Genomic DNA, 17,873 nt, shown 5'->3' with positions numbered 1-17,873 from the left:
ATAATATGACAAGCATGGAAAACAAAACGATTGTCATAACAGGAGCAAGTCGAGGTATTGGTCGCGCTATCGCTCTTAAATGTGCAGCAGCAGGTGCCAATATTGTTGTTACAGGAAAAACCAGCGAACCACATAAAAAATTACCTGGCACTATTCATAGTGTAGCAGCAGAAGTAGAGGCTGCGGGAGGCAAGGCACTTGCTGTACAAATGGATGTCCGCAATGAACAACAAGTCCAGCAGATGGTGGAACACACTGTTGAACTGTTTGGTGGTATTGATGCACTCATCAACAATGCAGGCGCTATTAAACTGCTTCCTGTTGAAACACTCCCCATCAAACGCTACGACCTTATGCAACAAGTGAACAGCCGTGCACTATTTATTTGTGCTCAAGCCATGCTGCCTTACTTAAAAAAATCATCCACCCCCCATATTTTAAGCCTTTCTCCGCCTATCAGCTTACAGCCAAAGTGGTTAAAAAGCTTTGCACCCTATACGCTTTCTAAATATGGTATGACCATTTTAGCATTAGGTATGGCAGAAGAATTTAAAAAATACCATATTGCTGTAAACACCTTATGGCCTAAAACAGTGATTGCAACGGCGGCAGTTGCTTTTGAAGTAGGTAGTGAAGAAACATTCCAGTACTGTCGTACACCTGATATCATGGCGGATGCTGCGTTTAAAATACTGAGCCTATCCCATGAAGCGCTTAACGGACAAACACTGATAGATGAGCCTTTTCTAAAAAGCCAAGGTGTTAGTGATTTCGAACACTATCGATATGACCGCACCGCTGAAAAAACATTAATGAATGACTTATTTATTGATGAAGAGTAATCGTACTACTCTGAAGCTGAAATAGATTATACAGGTCTATTTCAGCTTCATTAAGCAATTCATCATTAAGGGAATATAAGCACTTTAATATCAACTCAATACTTTTCTTTGGTGTGTATGGCCATACCCAAATACTACTTTTGATAGTTATTTTGGTAAATTTCATTCCCCATTATTTGAATTTGCTGGTCAATCATTGCCTTAAATGCTGCCAGAGGGCTTTCCAGAATGGTTTGATCATTTACCAACTCACGTAATGCCATCACAGCAGCCTCAACAGTAGAAAGGTAGGTGCTATTGGGTATTTTTCTAATACGGTAGGCTGAAGGTTCACACTGACTCAAAACAATGGATGGCAACGTATGTAATTGAGGGTTTAAGTACCAAATTTTTTTGGCCTTTTTCCATGTCCCATCAATGACAATTAAGTTCCATGACTGAATATCAGTACCTTGCAAATAATCATGCTGAAATTCATGCACGGTTATTGCTCTATCATTTGGAAATAAGATCACACAAGGTTGTTTGAGCATTTGCTCAAAAGGCTTATGGTTGCTAAAACACTCCCCTATCATTCGTGTACAGTTGTTAATACATAAATCCAGGATTTTTGCAGTACCGATAGCTTTCTTTTGTTCTGAAGGGTGCTGAAGGACAACAAGATTCATAGGCGCCCGGGAACAGGCTATATATTTGCACAAACACACTTGAACGGGTCGGTGACAACGTGAACAAACATCTCTAGGCATATCAGGTTGATATCTTAATCATACTCAGCAACAGTTAACCACTATTATACCCACAGCAAGCTACAGCTTTATATAGCTTTCACCATTCATTACTGGATGTTGCTACTATCCACAGCGAAGGGTATGTATTGATGAATTATTTCATCGTAACGCCCACTCCTTTTTAACGCTTTCAAGCCTCTATTAAACTTATCTCGTGCTGCTTTACTTTTAAACGCGACGCTATAGTGACTAGGAGGAAAGATTTTATGAAGAGTAACGGGAAGAGAAGTATCAACGTATTTTTTTTCCACTGCCCGGTAATACTTGAAAATATTAATATCCATCACAATCGCATCAACCCGCTGACCAAATAACATTGTTACCTGGGTTACTTGCCTTGCCTTTTCAGAATACTGTTTATTGTTCATAGCCATTTTGGCAAAAGCATCACCTAAATAGAGTGTGGCATTTTGAAAGGCAACAACTGATTTATCTGCCAAGTCTTCAACCGATTCAATACGATAATGATGCTTAGCTAAGCTGATAGCAGCATTCTGATAAGTGATATGACTATCAGACAGAAATACATTATTTAAACCTGCCTTCTGATTAAGTGTCATCGCAGCATCAACAGTCCCATCCGCTATATGCCTTACCACTCTCACCAAGGGTAAGTAAACCAGATGGATGGTATACCCTTCTTTCTCTAATACTTCTCTAACAATATCTAATTCCATGCCTTTATCCCCGTCTTTGATAATATAAGGGGGGATTGCTAAGCCAACTGCCATAATAAGTGTCTCTGCAGGTAATGGACGAGCAAAGGCCATTAAAACATTAATGAACGCTAGCCAGTACCAAACAGACAATGAACATTTATTAAAACTCATTATAATTCCTTCTGAGGCTTACAGCTCATTTTAGGAAGTCGTATGACTAACCTAAAATAACGAATGCTCAATAGTCTCTGCAATAACCGATCAACAGCATTTAAACAATTAAGTAGTGTGATAACTATGCAGTTAATTTTGTCTTTACTGCAACAAATGAGTGTTTTTTTTGTGATTGCTTATTTATTTAGCAAAACACCCATTTTTAAACCATTAGTCAATATTTCCATTCAATTTCCTCACAAGGTTGTGATATATCTGGTTTTCTCCGGCTTTTGCATTATGGGCACCTATTTTGGCTTAGAGATCCATGACGCCATTGCCAACACCCGTGCGGTAGGTGCAGTGCTAGGTGGCCTGTTAGGCGGACCTTGGGTTGGCTTTCTGGTAGGGCTCACGGGTGGCTTACACCGATACTCTCTAGGTGGCTTTACCGATATTGCTTGTGCCATTTCAACAACATTTGAAGGCCTGCTTGCTGGCCTTGTGCATTTTTATTTACTCAATAAACACCGAAAGATCGATACGCTATTTACACCACACATTGCTTTTCTTACTACACTCGTGGCTGAAATAGCACAGATGTTGATTATCCTGATTGTTGCCAAACCCTTCAGCGAAGCCTGGACCCTCGTTAAATTAATCGCCCCACCTATGATATTAGCCAACTCAGCTGGAGCAGCTTTGTTCATGAATATTATTCGTGATCAAAAAACCATGTATGAAAAATTTAGCCAGGCCTTTTCTGCTAAGGCACTGACCATAGCTGAGCGAACAGTTGGTATACTAGCCACAGGTTTTAACGAAGAAAACAGTGCCCGCATCGCTCAAATTATTTATGAAGAAACTGGAGTAGGTGCTGTTGCGATTACCGATTGCGAAAAGATATTAGCTTTTATTGGACATGGTGATGATCACCATCTACCTGGCACACCTATCTCATCAGCAATGACCTTTAAAGCCATTCAACATAATCAAGTCATTTTTGCCGATGGTGTAGAGGTACCTTATCGCTGCTCCATCCAATCTCAGTGTGGGTTAGGCTCTGTCGTTGTCATACCATTGCAAGGTGATAATGAGCAAGTCATTGGCACTATTAAACTTTACGAGCCCAAACATAAATTATTCGTCAATATAAATAGAACCCTGGGTGAAGGTATTGCCCGCCTGATGTCTAACCAGATTTTAAGTGGCTTACATGAGCAGCAAAAACGCTTACTCATTCAAGCTGAACTTAAACTAATCCATGCACAAATTAACCCACATTTTTTATTTAATGCACTCAATACCATCAGCGCAATTATTCGTAAGCAGCCAGAAGAAGCCAGAGAATTACTGCTTCACCTCTCACGCTTTTTTAGAAAAAACCTAAAACGAGACTGTGAATCCGCTACTCTGGAAGACGAAATAGACCATGTTAACTCTTATCTAAAAATTGAACATGCCCGCTTTGCTGACCGTTTAACCGTGACAATAAATATCCCTGAACAGCTAAAAACAATTCAAGTACCCACGTTTACCCTGCAACCCATCGTCGAAAATGCCATCAAGCATGGTATCGCTCAATCACTTGATGAAGGCGAAATAATCATTAGTGCCTCTCAACAGAATTCGTTATTAGTACTCACGGTTGAAGATAATGCAGGACTTTATGAAGACAAACCAAGGAGTGATGGACTCGGAATGGGCATTGTTGATAAACGTATCAAAGCGCGTTACGGCAATCGCTATGGGCTTGAGGTACAATGCCAACCAAACCAATGGACACGTATAACAATAACATTACCCATTGAGGAGCCTGGTGATGATTAGCGCTTTACTGGTTGATGATGAGCCACTGGCTCGGGAAGCTTTGGCTGACCTGCTCAGTATTGACCCAGATATTTCTATCATAGGTCAAGCTGGCAATGCCATTGAAGCCCTACAAATGATTAACACCCTGCACCCAGATGTGGTCTTTTTGGACATTCAGATGCCCCGCATCAGCGGTCTGGAGTTAGTCAGTATGCTGAATATGGATGACGCACCCTATGTTGTATTTGTGACTGCCTATGATGAATATGCTATCCGTGCCTTTGAAGATAACGCCTTTGATTACCTGTTAAAACCCGTTGAGCCACCTCGCTTGCAAAAAACTTTAGCAAGACTCAAAAAAAACTATCAACAACCACCTTCCCTCAACCCTATTGCCAGTGCTGAACTACAACTTATTCCCTGTTATCTGCAGAATAGAATACGGTTAATTAAAATTGACGATGTCGAATTTGCCTTCTCTGACCTGTCGGGCGTTCACGTTATGAGCAAAGAAGGCACAAGCCATACCCAACTCACCTTAAAAACACTGGAGAGCAAAACGCCTTTATTGCACTGCCACCGCCAATATCTCATCAATATAAATGCTATACGGGAAATTCAATTATTAGAAAATGGTTTAGCAGAAATCATCACCCAAAATGGTCATAAAGTACCAGTAAGTCGTCGGTACTTAAAAATGCTTAAAGATCGCTTTGGGTTGCAGTAATTTATCGAGTGTCAAAAATCAGCCCTTAACAAGTCCCAACAGTTTCGGAATATTCTCAACAATGGTGTCAATCCAGTTCAACAGCTTGTCTACAAATCCACCCTGTTCGATATCAAATAATCCACGAATGATCTTCTTTATCTTGGGTTTTACGAAAATTCAATTTCAAAATAACTTCCTTTAAAAATGTTTACCTTTGGGGAATAATTACAAATAAATATTTTCCTGAATATGGTTATCAAGCATTAATTGCCTTCATAAGATCTTCATAATACTCTGCTCGACCAGTCTTGAATAAACAATACCAGGCTTCTAACACAGGTGGAGAATAAATTTCTAGACACTTGAAAATATGGTATGCAAAATCCACAGGAGCCATGGCAGGAGCAGTTACAAGATTTGGTTGTGGCTCAAACCTGTGTTTCATCAAATATTTCGCCCAAACTCATAGCGATTAATGAAAAGTCCTATAACAATGTCATGCATTTTATCTGACTTTGAAAAACAAATTGTTTTTCTGCCTAGACGTTTAATCCGTGTTCTTAAGGTTAAGTGTTTTCTTTCGATTTTTTGAGTATTTCTTTTCCCTACTACGTGATGTTCTGGTGGAATATGTCGGCTGTAAGTACCCCAGTCATCCGTACAAAATAACTTAATACCAAAAGGCTTCAGTAATGATTTTAGCTTTATAAAGGCTCCATCCTTGCGAGAGTCAAGTACATACGCCAGTACATCGCCAGATACAGCATCGATAGCATGCCATAGCCAGCGTTGATTAGCTTTCTTCTTGACAAAACTCCACATCTCATCAACTTCAGCCACCAATACTTTTTCCAGTTTAACCTTGATATTACTGGAATTTTCTAATTGGTCTAACCGCTCATTATTGACAGAGTGTAGCTCAGACTCTTTTTTTTATTGTTTCAATGACCGTATTTCGGCTAATAACCAAAACTCTGGCTATATCCCTTATTCCACTTCCATTTACCGTCATATCAATGACCTTTTCTTTTACCCCTGGCTGGTAAGCTTTATTGCTATAGTCCAATATAAATGACTTTTTACAGGATAGGCTTTTACACAGATAGCGTTGCTTTCTTTCTGACGTATAACCTATTTTTTTTCACTTGATCACTATTGCACTGAGTACACAATACTTTAACTGTAGCCAAAACTTACCCATCGAAAACTATTATTATAAGTGTCAGCTATTGTACAACACTTGTAGTTATTATTTTGCTCAGCCTCTCTGTATAGTATTTAGCCAAACACAGGTTTGGGTCACTACCGAAAATGGAAGCAGATTTAGTATCTTCTCTCGAAAATGAAGGAAGCGTTGTATACACTTCGTTTGATATTGTTCAGGATAAAAGAATTTCATTTTTTTACTTTAAGGTATATCGATAATCCATTAGCGCAATTGCATATAGCTTTGCCCAAGGGCTGGATAACGCCTTTCGATACACTATTATACTGCTTCTACCGTATGAGCTGGCACCCAACCTACAACGTTCTGTGAGTTCTTCACCCTAAACCATTTATTCAGCTCATAAATTACGTCCAGTTTTTCACCTAAATGAGTATTTAATTCATTCGCATCATAATCCGCTGTAGAAACACCTGATCCTGGCTGTGAGCTGACTGAAATATACTGTAAGGGAGCCCAGCCAGTATTACCTTCTGTTGTCGTCACTTTAATCCAATTAGGATATTCAGTATCAATTTCTCCCAATAAGAGACTTTCACCACACTTGAATTTAATCGGATTGGGATAGTTAGATATATGTGTTTTAATCACTTGTACTTTCATCAGTTCCCATATATACCCTTCAGCTATTCATATCAAAAAAGTCCTTTAGCAATGGCTTCATCAATCTTATCTTCCCACCAGTCATAAACCCCATTCCATTGACAACATTCATCACTAAAGTCAGGTAGAGGAATTAAGTACCTATTATCTTCATTAGTTATGAGTTCATAAAAAACGCCATATTCAACCTTGCTATCATAAGCAATATGTCGGCCTACATATTCAGGTACAACCGTTATCCATTTTCCTGAGTCTAATATTCTATCAAAAAACGCTTGCTGACCACTTCTTAACTCTATAATACTTCCATTCTCTATGTACTGAGCAAACGAAGTAAGATTTATTGAAAAATCCTTATCATCAAATGGTTTACCATTCCCATTAGACTTTATCCCGGTAATATCTCCATTTTCAATATTGCACCAGTAACCCCAAATATCAAATATTTCAATTAATGACTTTGCCGCTTGTAAATCATCTCGATTTTCTGAATTAATATAATTTGCATTTTCTTTTTTAGACTCAAATGCTTTATAACGTTGAAATGCAAGATCAAGATTTTCTTTTTTGATGACAAACTTTGTAGGCTTTACCCCAAAATATACACCCATAGTACGACCATCACTTCAAACATTGCAATAAGTACTGTATATATTAACAGTATTGTTAATGATATGAAACACCTGTCTTCTAGATAGCACTTTAAAAGAAACAAAGCTCACCCATCAGATATACTTACTGAAGTAACAAGTAAGTAAGCATTAACAAAGCAAGCGCAGAAGTAAGGCCGTCATTGACTTATTGATAGAATTAAAATAGGACGCAACAATAGTTTGAGATGTTCGTTATGGAGGGAAGATCACCTGTACATTTATTGACTCAAAGACCGCACCAACCTGATTGATGACCTAAGAATGATTAAACCTAAGCCGCAATAAAACACTAAAGCCAAATAAACAATATAGGGTAATTTATGCTCAACTTGATTATTTGAATCCAAGGGATATAACGATTGCCTCGTCATCGTAAAAAGCAAGGCAGATTCACCTATATATGGTGCATCAGCCAAATTTGAAAGTAATCTCGGCAGTAACAAAGTACCATCAGGGAGTGGCCAAGATGCAACTAATGCCTCAGTTGCCAATGAGTAAAATTGTTGCTGTTGGTTGTTTACCTTTGCAGCCCCAATACCAAATGCACTAGCAGCCACACCATACTGGCTAATCACTGGTCCAGCATCTACATCAAAGAAGAACGAATCAATACCACTATTTCGTGAAAATTCAAAAAAACCTGAAACAATACTGCCTTCATTCCAAAAGTGCTCCTCATATTTGCCATACCATGTACGAGCCACATCGGGCCACAGCTCTGGCGCCCATATAAGCATGTACGATATTCCTACACCTCTCGCAGGGCCATAACCATGTCCAGTTTTTGAGTTAGCAATATAGGCAGGCAAACCAGTCCCTTTATCCAAAAGCTCATCTTCAAATGCACGGAGAGAACGATCAACGAAATCAGATTTATCCATACCAAGCAGTACCCCTGCTCGATTTAACACTGCGATAGCAGGCAAAATATCAACGGGATAACACTCCCCTGGATAATCATCCAATAAACCATAGGGGGATTCGTCTAACTCTTTTGACAAAGATGTTACTTGACCTATCAATACTTCCTCATATTGATTATTACCCGACAATTTTTGATAACTTGTCAGCCCTGCAATAAGCAACATTCTATAAAACAGATTTTCCTTATGCAGATAACCACTACCCCAATGCGCTTTTACCCATGAAGCATTATTTGGGTCAATTATTAATTTCGCTGCAGCGTCAATGGCTTCCTTAGCATAATCATTTGGTGCTTTTTTCGAAAATTGAGAATTAGCTTTCCAGTTTTCTTGCAGAGCCTCAGTTGACCATAAATACAACACGGCACTAAACATGGGCCACTCAGTACCTGATACATTATCCGTCGTTAGTTTTGATGCTTTTTGAGAATCGATACGATCATTTGCCCACGGCGTAAAATCTTTGGTTATTGCGGTGTGCCAACGATATGTAAATCTCGGAACTTGGTCTGCTTGCAAACCTGGATCACCAAGATCGTACACTAATATTCCAGCCGGAATTAAAAAGAAATACAAGGCAACGAATGCCAGCAGTATAGCTCGCAACCATATAATTATACTGACTTTTTTAAACTTCATTAATAAACATTTCCACATTTTTGGGCTAGAAGACCAAAAATTTACATTGATATATGACTTATAACAAGTTAAATCGTATGTCTTAGTTAAGAATTAAAAAAGAATACTCATAATTTTTCTTCACTCAAAATTGCAATAATGGTACAACAAACATGGTTAGTTTTCTTATTAGAGTAATATTTTTATCTTGCATTTTTCCACTGGCGTTTTTATTACCATTTAGTCAACTCAAACGTGGAACGAGGGAAAGTCTGATGTTAATAGTAATCACTTCTCTCATGAGCTGGATTTAGATCAATCTAGCTCACATATCAATGACAAACACCTTAAATAAATCAGCAACTAAATCAGCCTAATAAAACTACTATACTAACATACCAATAAATACAGCAATAATAAAGAAATCCGATTAATTATCCAATTACCTTCGTTGCTGCGCATTCTAAAAACCTCTTCACAGCTAACTTTTTGAACTCATAAAATATCAACCATCTTCTTATTCTGCCATTAAAAATACTAGCGCTATATTTTTCAGGGATTTTTTTGTAACAACTTCGTTTGCCTATCAAACTGTATCATTATTTGAGGTTTGATAGGTATTCCAAGAACTTTATTTATCCAGTCGATATCCTTATAATCAACATAATACAGGTATAAATACTGAACAACCATTTCGTTTAATATTCTTGTGGCAATACAGTTTTTTGAAAACTCCATCTTAAGGGATTTAATATACTTTTTTGGAAGCTGATGGGTAAACTCTAACTTAGTCATTAAATTGATTAACCTAATAGCTGCAGAATCAGATGATTCATCAGATATTTCATCTAATATACTTACAATCTCCGAATGACCTGTTGAAAATGATATTTTAGTAAGTAATGATTTTGTCAATCCATAACAAAGGTAAAGGTAGAATTCTTTTGCCTTTTGCGAAATTTTATCTTTATCTACATCAGCATCATTTAAAATAATGCCCTTAATAAATGATTTTATTTCATTTTCGAACACATCCACCGCCTTTAAATAAAACGATAGAAATCGCAATCCAACACTATAAGCTGATTCAGCCAGATCCTTAAGCTGATTAATTTTTAGTGACCCATGCCTTGACTTTAAAATCTGACCAATTAACTCAACAGCTTTCATTGCCTTATTAATTTCTGACAAAAATTTGTTTTCATCAATATCTGAATAACCTATACGTTCATACTCTTCTTCAACTTGATCATCAACTATATTATTAATTGCATCTTTAACTTCTAAACGCACTCCTCTCTCTTTATCAATATCTATTTGCTCTATTACCAGATCAGGAATATGATTTAAAATATCTTTCATAAACTCTGTTTCGTTAGCACAGAGCTTAGCCTCGCAAACAGAGTCAAAAATACATTCCACATAAAGTAATATTTCATCAATAACACTTTGCTTTTTAGTATGGTGCACCAAAAAAATCAGTATATTCGAAGCCTTATCTGTATGTAAATTCTCGCACAACTCTTGCAAAATATCAGACAACCCCTTATCAGACATATCTTCCGAAACAATATATTTCGCAACATAAAAATAAAACACATATTTATGAGAAAAATACACATTCTCCCCATTATCCATTAATATTTTTGACCTAAGCAATATATCCAACTCATTTTTTGGAATAAGATATTTCTCTTCGTATCCATCTTTAAAAACATAGTAATCCTCAACAGATATAGACCTATTACCACTTTTATAAATATGAAACGACAAATGAGTTATAAAATTTATAAGCGAGTCTATCAATCCTCGCTTTAGCTTCATTCTTTCAAATATATTTGAAATTAAAAAATTATAGCAATAACCATACGATGAAATTGCATGATTATTAGCCTGAGATATTTCTAAAGACTGAAGAATTGACAAAATAAATATTGGCTTTGAAGGTACAATATTTTTTCTTACAATTGAATTTACATGATTTGTTAATGTGGACACCTCATCAACTAAATTCTTCTCACTAATTATTTCCTCCACCCCTAATTTACACCAGTTACGAATAAGTTCATCTCTTTTAACATAGCCAAGATCCAAGATCTCATATTTCTTAAAACCTACAAACATTGCATGTATTTTATCATCAAATTTCAATAAAGAATCTGAAAACAAAATCACAAAATCGAATTGATTCAACAATTCTTTTACAAACCTATTTTTATATTCATAATTTAATTTACATAAATGAAAGTCGTCCAAGAGACAAATTCTTTTCCCAGTCATTGTTTCATACTTAGTTTGTGTAGACAGCTCGTATTGTTGACCTAAAGCATCCTTTAACTTTTGTTTACTTTTAACTGTAGATATACTTTCACCATTCAACAATAGAGGGATATAATTTTTCTTTTCAAACCTTACCATCAACATTTTCAAAAGCGATGTTTTCCCTGAAAGCTCTTCACCAAAAATCAAAGTCAATCGGTGGTTCAGCTCAAGCAAAATTTCAGCACTTATATTTTTTTGCAATGTTTTTACTTTATTACCAGCTGCTGGCTCTGCTTCAATTATATGCGGATAAACAAATACATCCTTCAAAAAAACAGAATCTTTATTGCGATGCTGAAACTCTATATCCGTTGACTCTAAATAGACAAAAAACTTTTTTTTAAACGATATTACATCACTTAAACTAAGTTTTTTTTTACATCCTCTGCAACTTTTTTTATCTCTTCAACCACGTTTACGTAACCTTCATCTTTATCCCCCCAAGAGGCAATTGCTTTTCCATCTTTAGGGAGGCACAAATAATTCACAATAAATGTTTCTTTCCAACTGCATGGTTTAATAATAACAGGTATAATTCGAGCATTTGTTTCTGACATTCTTGAAAATGATTCAACAAGCTCCTTTTCAAAACAAGAATAAGATGATATGTATTGTGCGCTAATTAAACATACAACTAAGTCAGCACTTTCAAGCTGGGTAAGAATTTTACTATCAAGGTGATCACCTGCAACTAAATCTTTGTCATGCCAAATTTCAATAAGTTCTTTTTTAGTCAAAGGATGTAGATGCTCTCTCAATTCATTTAAAAACTCTTCATCTTTATGACAATAACTAATAAACATCTTAAGTGGTTGCATTTTCATTTAGTTCATCTCCCCCCACATCAGATAATTTAAAGCACGCAACAAACCACATACTCCAACCATTTACCAAACAGACAAAATATTCACAAAGCACAACACCATAATCAATCATGGCCATTAAAATTAAAACCGACTAAAAATAGCTCATTTTTTGAAAAACTTAACCAGTTAAATATTATTTTAGACAATCACTCTTCAACAACAGAAAGCAAAATCGATTTTTTTAACTATATTTTAAAATAAAGTACTTAGTGTATATTTCTCACAGTTCTTTGATAATTTTTACTTAAAGGTAGTGTCATATTTTTTCGCTCACCTTAGTTTAGCAATTTTCATTTCAGATATTTAATCTGAAATTCATTTTAGAATAACTTAAACAAATAAAACACTTACTATTCTTAATACTGCAACCAACCTGTTTGCGAAATCACCATACCCAACACTTAAACATTCCCCATATATATTGCGAATCAATTTTTGAGCTTGTTGTCTGCGCTCTAAAGCAATATGGATGTTGGGAATGCAGTTAATGCAGGCGCTTTTAGCTGCCACCCCAGTCACTGATTAATATTTCGGTGTTCACCAGTTTCAAACAAAGGCTGGATAACGCACATCGAACTGTTTGCCGCAAGGATGCGGCAATCAAGCCTCCAAGGAAGGATTCACGGCGTGTTCGAAGGGTGTTATCCAACCTTTGTGGGCATAGGGCTTTAAAATAATAGCTTTTATAAAAAGTACAGTTAATAGGCTACTGCTCTGTACTGTGCCCCAAGGGCTGTCCATTATTGAAGTCGATAGGCTAACCTTGAGCTTTAATACTTTCATGTGAGCGTCACACCACTGCAACCACTCCCACATGTTTTCCAGCCACTCCCATCGTTATTCAGCCACTCACCTATTTGTAAGTCCTTCTCTATATATCAGTTGGAATACACTGGCATGGCAGGATAAAGACAGTACTATAATTGGGAGGGCCATCAACATGATGTGGTTTTTACTTTGCGTCGGCGCACTGATTGCCGGCTACTTCGTCTACGGAGGACTGGTTGAGAAAATTTTCAGTCCCCGCCCCGAACAGAAAACACCCGCACTGACTATGAACGATGGGGTTGATTATGTCCCCATGTCCGATAAAAAAGTCTATCTTATTCAATTACTTAATATAGCCGGATTAGGACCCATCTTTGGCCCTATTTTAGGAGCACTTTATGGCCCCGTCGCCATGCTCTGGATCGTATTTGGCTGCATCTTTGCCGGTGCCGTTCACGATTATTTTTCTGGCATGCTTTCTGTAAGAGCTAAAGGTGCCAGCGTCCCTAGTGTCGTAGGCCAGCACTTAGGCGTTGCTGCTAAGCATTTTATGAATATCTTCGCCGTTTTATTGCTGTTATTAGTAGGCGTAGTATTTGTACTTGGCCCAGCAAAACTGCTTGGCAATTTGTCTGAAATGAATGTTGCCTGGTGGGTAGCCATCATTTTCGGCTATTACATTATCGCGACGATTGTTCCTGTCGACAAAATTATTGGCCGTTTTTACCCCTTCTTTGGTGCCCTGTTATTATTCATGTCCATTGGCTTGCTTGTCGGTTTAGGACTCAGTGATAAAGGGTTTTATGCCGCAGGATTAGACTTCAGCAATCTGCATCCGAAAGAACTTCCTCTTTGGCCATTACTGTTTATTACTATTGCTTGTGGTGCTGTATCTGGCTTCCATGCCACTCAGTCTCCGCTAATGGCACGCTGCATGCAAAATGAAAAATCGGGCCGTTTTATCTTCTACGGCGCCATGATTGGTGAAGGTGTTATTGCCCTGATCTGGTGTACCTTAGGCTTGTCTTTCTATGAAAGCCCAGAAGCACTCAATGCAACCCTAGCGTCTGGTGGCCCTGCTGCGGTTGTTCATGAAGTTTCAACTTCTCTGCTTGGTGCTGTAGGCGGTGTGTTAGCAATATTAGGTGTCATTGTTTTACCAATCACCTCTGGTGATACTGCATTCCGTAGTGCACGCTTGATTGTTGCTGACTTCTTTAAAATGCCACAAAAAGCGCTGGTAAAACGTTTGTTAATCGCGGTGCCCATGTTTGTCATTGGCTATCTGATTACAAAAGCCGAGTTTGGTGTTATCTGGCGTTACTTTGGCTGGGCCAACCAAACAACAGCGATGATTATGCTATGGGCTGCTGCTGCATACTTAATTAAAGAAGGTAAACTGCACTGGATCTGCACCATACCCGCAATATTTATGACCGCAGTAACTATCACTTACCTGGCTAATGCCGAGATTGGTTTTAACCTGCCCATGAATATTGCCACTATTATTGGCGCAATTACCACCGTCGTGTTTACTGCTGGCTTTTTCTGGAAATACAAAAAACCTGCTTTACTGCCACAAGAGCAAAATGGTTAACGATTAGAAGACCTAATACTGGAGAAACCATTGTTCCATTGCAGTACTAAACTTAGGCGGCTTATGTCGCCTTTTTTTATTCATAAAACCATCATAACTATTATTCATTACAAATCATCGTAATGATTCTGAAACATCTTTAACATCTCCTCAAATCCCACCAATACTGAGAGTAAATGATGAAATGAGCTTTCAATCAGTTACTTATACTGTTCGCTAACAGCCAATCCTGACCCAAGCGACAGCACATCGATTGCATAATGGGGAGGGTTTACCATGCCCCAGACTATTAACACTAACCTGTTATCACTGATTGCTCAGCGTAACTTGAACCAAACCCAACAAGCGCAAGCAACAGCGCTTGAGCGGCTTTCCTCTGGGTTACGTATTAACCATGCCAGCGACGATGCTGCAGGACTGGCAATTTCCATTCGGTTTGGTACACAAATAAGCTCAACCGCTACTGCAATACGAAATGCCAATGATGGTATTTCACTCTCGCAAACCGCTGAAGGTGCACTTTCCTCAATCACAACCAACTTACAACGAATTCGAGAACTTGCATTACAGTCATCAAATGGCAGCAATACCGAACTGGATAGAGATTCACTGGATGAAGAGGTACAACAGCTCATTGATGAAATTCAAGACGTTGCGAATAACACGACCTTTAATGGAAAACCTCTGTTAAATGGCTCACTATCCAAAACAAACTTTCAGGTGGGCACAAATATTGGTGAAACCATTCCCGTATCTATCAGTGCCATTACCACGGACCGACTGGGTAGTGCACTCACAGATGGTATTTCGTCCACTAGGCCAGCCTTACTCACCTCCTTGCAGGCGGGAGATATTGTTATTAATGGCATTGCCGTTCCCGCCCCCTCTTCAACCAATGACAGTTTATCCAGTGCTGATAATGAAAAAAGTGGAATTGCCATTGCTGCCGCAATCAACAGTGTAAGTGACCAAACAGGTGTCACTGCCCGAGCGAATACCAATGTTGTCGGCTATGCTGATTTTGCTGCAGCAACTAATGCAACGGTTAGCGGTAATATTATTATCAATGGCACCACTATCGCAGTTGCCACCAATGATGCGCTCAGCGCAGATGCTAATCGTGAATCAGTGGTAACTGCGATTAATACTTTTCAAGGACAAACGGGTGTGCGGGCAGAAAACACTGGCAGTATTAATACGGGAATAACCCTTATTGCCGATGATGGACGAAACATTGTCTATGATGACAATGCCTCAGGTTTATCTGCTGCTGTTGCTGTAGGTATAAGCGGTGCAGCTCAAACCTTTGTCGGAAGCTATACCCTTGTCTCACGAAGCGGTGCCGATATTGATATTGATTTTGGCCGATCTGACATTGACCGTTTTACTGGCTTACTTAAAGGTACATATAGTGGTGGCAACAGTGGCGTTGTTGGACGTCGAGTCGGTGTTACGCAAGCGTTAGAATCTGGAGATTTAGTCATTAATGGTGTAGCCGTTGGCCCCTCACTCAGTAGTGATGATACGGCCTCGTTTAATAATAAAGAAGGTAGTGCTATCGCTAAAGCAGCCGCAATTAATAAAGTCTCAGATCAAACAGGTGTTACCGCCACAGTTTTATCAACGGCCGTCTACGGTACAGGTATCACAACGGGCAATACACGAAATGAAAGTATCGATATTAATGGCGAAACCATCAACATCAGCTTTGATGCGGGCGATTCTGAAAGTACTATCATTAACAACGTCATTACTGCCGTTAATGACAAACAAGGAATAACAGGGGTTACGGCTGAAGCTTTTGGTACTTCATTTCGTTTAATTGCTGAAGATGGCCGGAATATTAACCTGGCCAATGACAGTGCTAATGTGACTGAGGCTGGTTTTAATGTTGCCTCCATTGGTGCCGATACAGGCTCTTCTATTTTACTAACGGGCGCAGGACAAATAGATATATCAACTCAAAACCCTTTTACCGCGATTGACCGGTCAGGCTTTCGTGTGGGTGAGTTTGGCAATGTCGAAGATGGCGAGTTATTGGAAAATATTGATATCACCACCGCCGATAATGCTACTGATGCTTTAACTTCTATTGATAATGCACTGGATCAGGTGAGTAGCCTGCAAGCTTCATTAGGTGCACTACAAAATCGTTTTCAGTCCAGTGTAAATAATTTAAGTGTGTTTAGTGAAAACTTATCTGCGGCTAATTCTCGTATCGTTGATGCCGATTTTGCAGCGGAAACTGCTGCGTTTTCCCGAAGCCAAGTACTACAACAAGCAGGTATTTCAGTATTGGTTCAAGCCAATGCGAATGCACAACAGGTGTTGGCTCTGTTAGAATTTTAAGATAACGTAATGTTAAATACCCCTGGCGAAGGGTATATAAGTAATGGAGAATTAAGCATGGACTGCGTTTTACCCATCACCCCCAATTTAGCTGTTCAACCTGAAGTTATCCCTTTTTATGACCAGCATACACAAACCCTGTCTTATATCGTAAGAGACCCTGATTCATCAGCATGTGCAATCATTGACCCTGTCGCCGATTTTGACTATGCCTCAGGTGGTTTACATTTTGCCCAAGCCGATCAGCTCATTCATTACATTGAAGAACATCATTTATCATTAGAGTGGATATTAGAAACCCATATTCATGCAGATCATCTTACCTCCGCAAATTACCTGCAACAACACATAGGTGGTAAGCTAGCTATTGGTAATAAAGTCACTGAGGTACAATATACTTTTGCCAAATTCTTTAATGATATTCACTCGCTCCCCTGTGATGGCTCACAATTTAATACGCTCTTTAATGATGGTGACTGCTTTAAAATTGGCCAGCTAACAGGCCATGTTTTACATACGCCGGGTCATACCCCAGCATGTGTTAGCTATGTCATGGGCAATGCGATGTTTGTAGGCGATACCCTCTTTATGCCTGACAGCGGTACCGCACGTACAGATTTCCCTGGTGGAGACGCGAAAATACTTTATCAATCAATCCAGCGAATATTCAGTTTACCTGATAGTATGCGTCTTTTTATGTGTCACGACTACTGTCCCGATGGACGACAGTTACAGTTCGAATCATCCGTAAAAGAAGAGCGCGAAAAAAATATTCATATTAATTCACAGATCTCTGAACAGGATTTTATTACGCTACGTCAACAGCGTGATGCCACCTTAGCAATGCCACAGCTTATTATTCCATCCTTACAGGTTAATGTTCGTGCAGGAAAGCTCCCTGCGCCTGCAGACAACGGTGCAATTTACCTTAAATTACCCATTAATGGTTTTTAACGGATAGTTACCTTTTAACAACATCATTA

At 38.5% G+C, this 17,873-nt stretch carries 14 protein-coding genes and 1 pseudogene; 6 read left to right on the top strand and 9 right to left on the bottom strand.

From position 1 onward, the window contains the following. The first annotated feature begins 5 nt into the window (after positions 1-5). Positions 6-842, top strand: a complete 837-nt coding sequence (locus tag ACQ96U_RS03595) for an SDR family oxidoreductase (protein WP_431719864.1) — start codon at positions 6-8, stop codon at positions 840-842. A gap of 134 nt (positions 843-976) precedes the next feature. Here ACQ96U_RS03595 and ACQ96U_RS03590 read toward each other — a convergent pair whose 3' ends face one another. Further along, positions 977-1,591: a tRNA-uridine aminocarboxypropyltransferase gene (locus ACQ96U_RS03590; RefSeq protein ID WP_431719863.1), complete on the bottom strand. Its 615-nt coding sequence runs from the start codon at positions 1,589-1,591 to the stop codon at positions 977-979. Between the two features lie 89 nt (positions 1,592-1,680). Further along, positions 1,681-2,463, bottom strand: coding sequence for a substrate-binding periplasmic protein (locus ACQ96U_RS03585; RefSeq protein WP_431719862.1), 783 nt, complete (start codon positions 2,461-2,463; stop codon positions 1,681-1,683). Between the two features lie 126 nt (positions 2,464-2,589). Here ACQ96U_RS03585 and ACQ96U_RS03580 point away from each other — a divergent pair, with 126 nt between their 5' ends. Together ACQ96U_RS03580 and btsR are read left to right on the top strand one after the other, a co-directional pair. After that, the gene (locus ACQ96U_RS03580; RefSeq protein ID WP_431719861.1) at positions 2,590-4,275 is read left to right on the top strand and encodes a LytS/YhcK type 5TM receptor domain-containing protein; all 1,686 of its coding nucleotides are present in this window, start codon (positions 2,590-2,592) and stop codon (positions 4,273-4,275) included. After that, a complete protein-coding gene (gene btsR, locus ACQ96U_RS03575; protein ID WP_431719860.1) occupies positions 4,268-4,984 on the top strand; it encodes a two-component system response regulator BtsR in 717 nt (238 codons plus the stop codon). Before ACQ96U_RS03580 ends, btsR begins: the two co-directional genes overlap by 8 nt. Positions 4,985-5,222: 238 nt before the next feature. Here btsR and ACQ96U_RS03570 read toward each other — a convergent pair whose 3' ends face one another. The 7 genes and pseudogenes from ACQ96U_RS03570 to ACQ96U_RS03540 all read right to left on the bottom strand — a co-directional run bounded on the left by ACQ96U_RS03570 (position 5,223) and on the right by ACQ96U_RS03540 (position 12,134). Next, positions 5,223-5,411 (bottom strand): hypothetical protein, encoded by a 189-nt coding sequence (locus ACQ96U_RS03570; protein WP_431719859.1) that lies wholly within the window; start codon positions 5,409-5,411, stop codon positions 5,223-5,225. After that, positions 5,411-6,156: pseudogene (locus tag ACQ96U_RS03565) on the bottom strand (IS1 family transposase). Before ACQ96U_RS03565 ends, ACQ96U_RS03570 begins: the two are co-directional and overlap by 1 nt. Before the next feature lie 296 nt (positions 6,157-6,452). Continuing rightward, positions 6,453-6,794, bottom strand: coding sequence for an SH3 domain-containing protein (locus tag ACQ96U_RS03560; RefSeq protein WP_431719858.1), 342 nt, complete (start codon positions 6,792-6,794; stop codon positions 6,453-6,455). Between the two features lie 32 nt (positions 6,795-6,826). Beyond that, the gene (locus ACQ96U_RS03555; RefSeq protein ID WP_431719857.1) at positions 6,827-7,405 is read right to left on the bottom strand and encodes a hypothetical protein; all 579 of its coding nucleotides are present in this window, start codon (positions 7,403-7,405) and stop codon (positions 6,827-6,829) included. A gap of 260 nt (positions 7,406-7,665) precedes the next feature. Beyond that, positions 7,666-9,009, bottom strand: coding sequence for a hypothetical protein (locus tag ACQ96U_RS03550; RefSeq protein WP_431719856.1), 1,344 nt, complete (start codon positions 9,007-9,009; stop codon positions 7,666-7,668). A gap of 531 nt (positions 9,010-9,540) precedes the next feature. Beyond that, positions 9,541-11,580 carry a hypothetical protein gene (locus ACQ96U_RS03545; protein ID WP_431719855.1) on the bottom strand — a complete coding sequence of 680 codons (2,040 nt, stop codon included), beginning with the start codon at positions 11,578-11,580 and terminating at the stop codon, positions 9,541-9,543. An 89-nt stretch (positions 11,581-11,669) separates the two neighbouring features. After that, complete coding sequence (locus ACQ96U_RS03540; RefSeq protein ID WP_431719854.1) at positions 11,670-12,134, bottom strand: toll/interleukin-1 receptor domain-containing protein; 465 nt, start codon at positions 12,132-12,134, stop codon at positions 11,670-11,672. An 856-nt stretch (positions 12,135-12,990) separates the two neighbouring features. Between ACQ96U_RS03540 and ACQ96U_RS03535 the strand changes: the two genes are divergently transcribed. The 3 genes from ACQ96U_RS03535 (at position 12,991) to ACQ96U_RS03525 (ending at position 17,844) form a co-directional block, all read left to right on the top strand. Next, on the top strand, positions 12,991-14,541 hold the full coding sequence (locus ACQ96U_RS03535) for a carbon starvation CstA family protein (protein WP_431719853.1): 1,551 nt from the start codon (positions 12,991-12,993) through the stop codon (positions 14,539-14,541). 276 nt (positions 14,542-14,817) lie between these two features. Then, positions 14,818-16,890, top strand: a complete 2,073-nt coding sequence (locus tag ACQ96U_RS03530) for a flagellin (protein ID WP_431719852.1) — start codon at positions 14,818-14,820, stop codon at positions 16,888-16,890. A 57-nt stretch (positions 16,891-16,947) separates the two neighbouring features. Then, positions 16,948-17,844, top strand: coding sequence for an MBL fold metallo-hydrolase (locus ACQ96U_RS03525; protein WP_431719851.1), 897 nt, complete (start codon positions 16,948-16,950; stop codon positions 17,842-17,844). Positions 17,845-17,873: the final 29 nt, after the last annotated feature.

Origin of the sequence: Zooshikella sp. RANM57 (assembly GCF_050749885.1) — a bacterium.
In the GTDB taxonomy this organism is placed as follows: domain Bacteria; phylum Pseudomonadota; class Gammaproteobacteria; order Pseudomonadales; family Zooshikellaceae; genus Zooshikella.
Note: the sequence above shows the minus strand (reverse complement) of the source record. Positions and strands in the feature narration are given on the sequence as shown.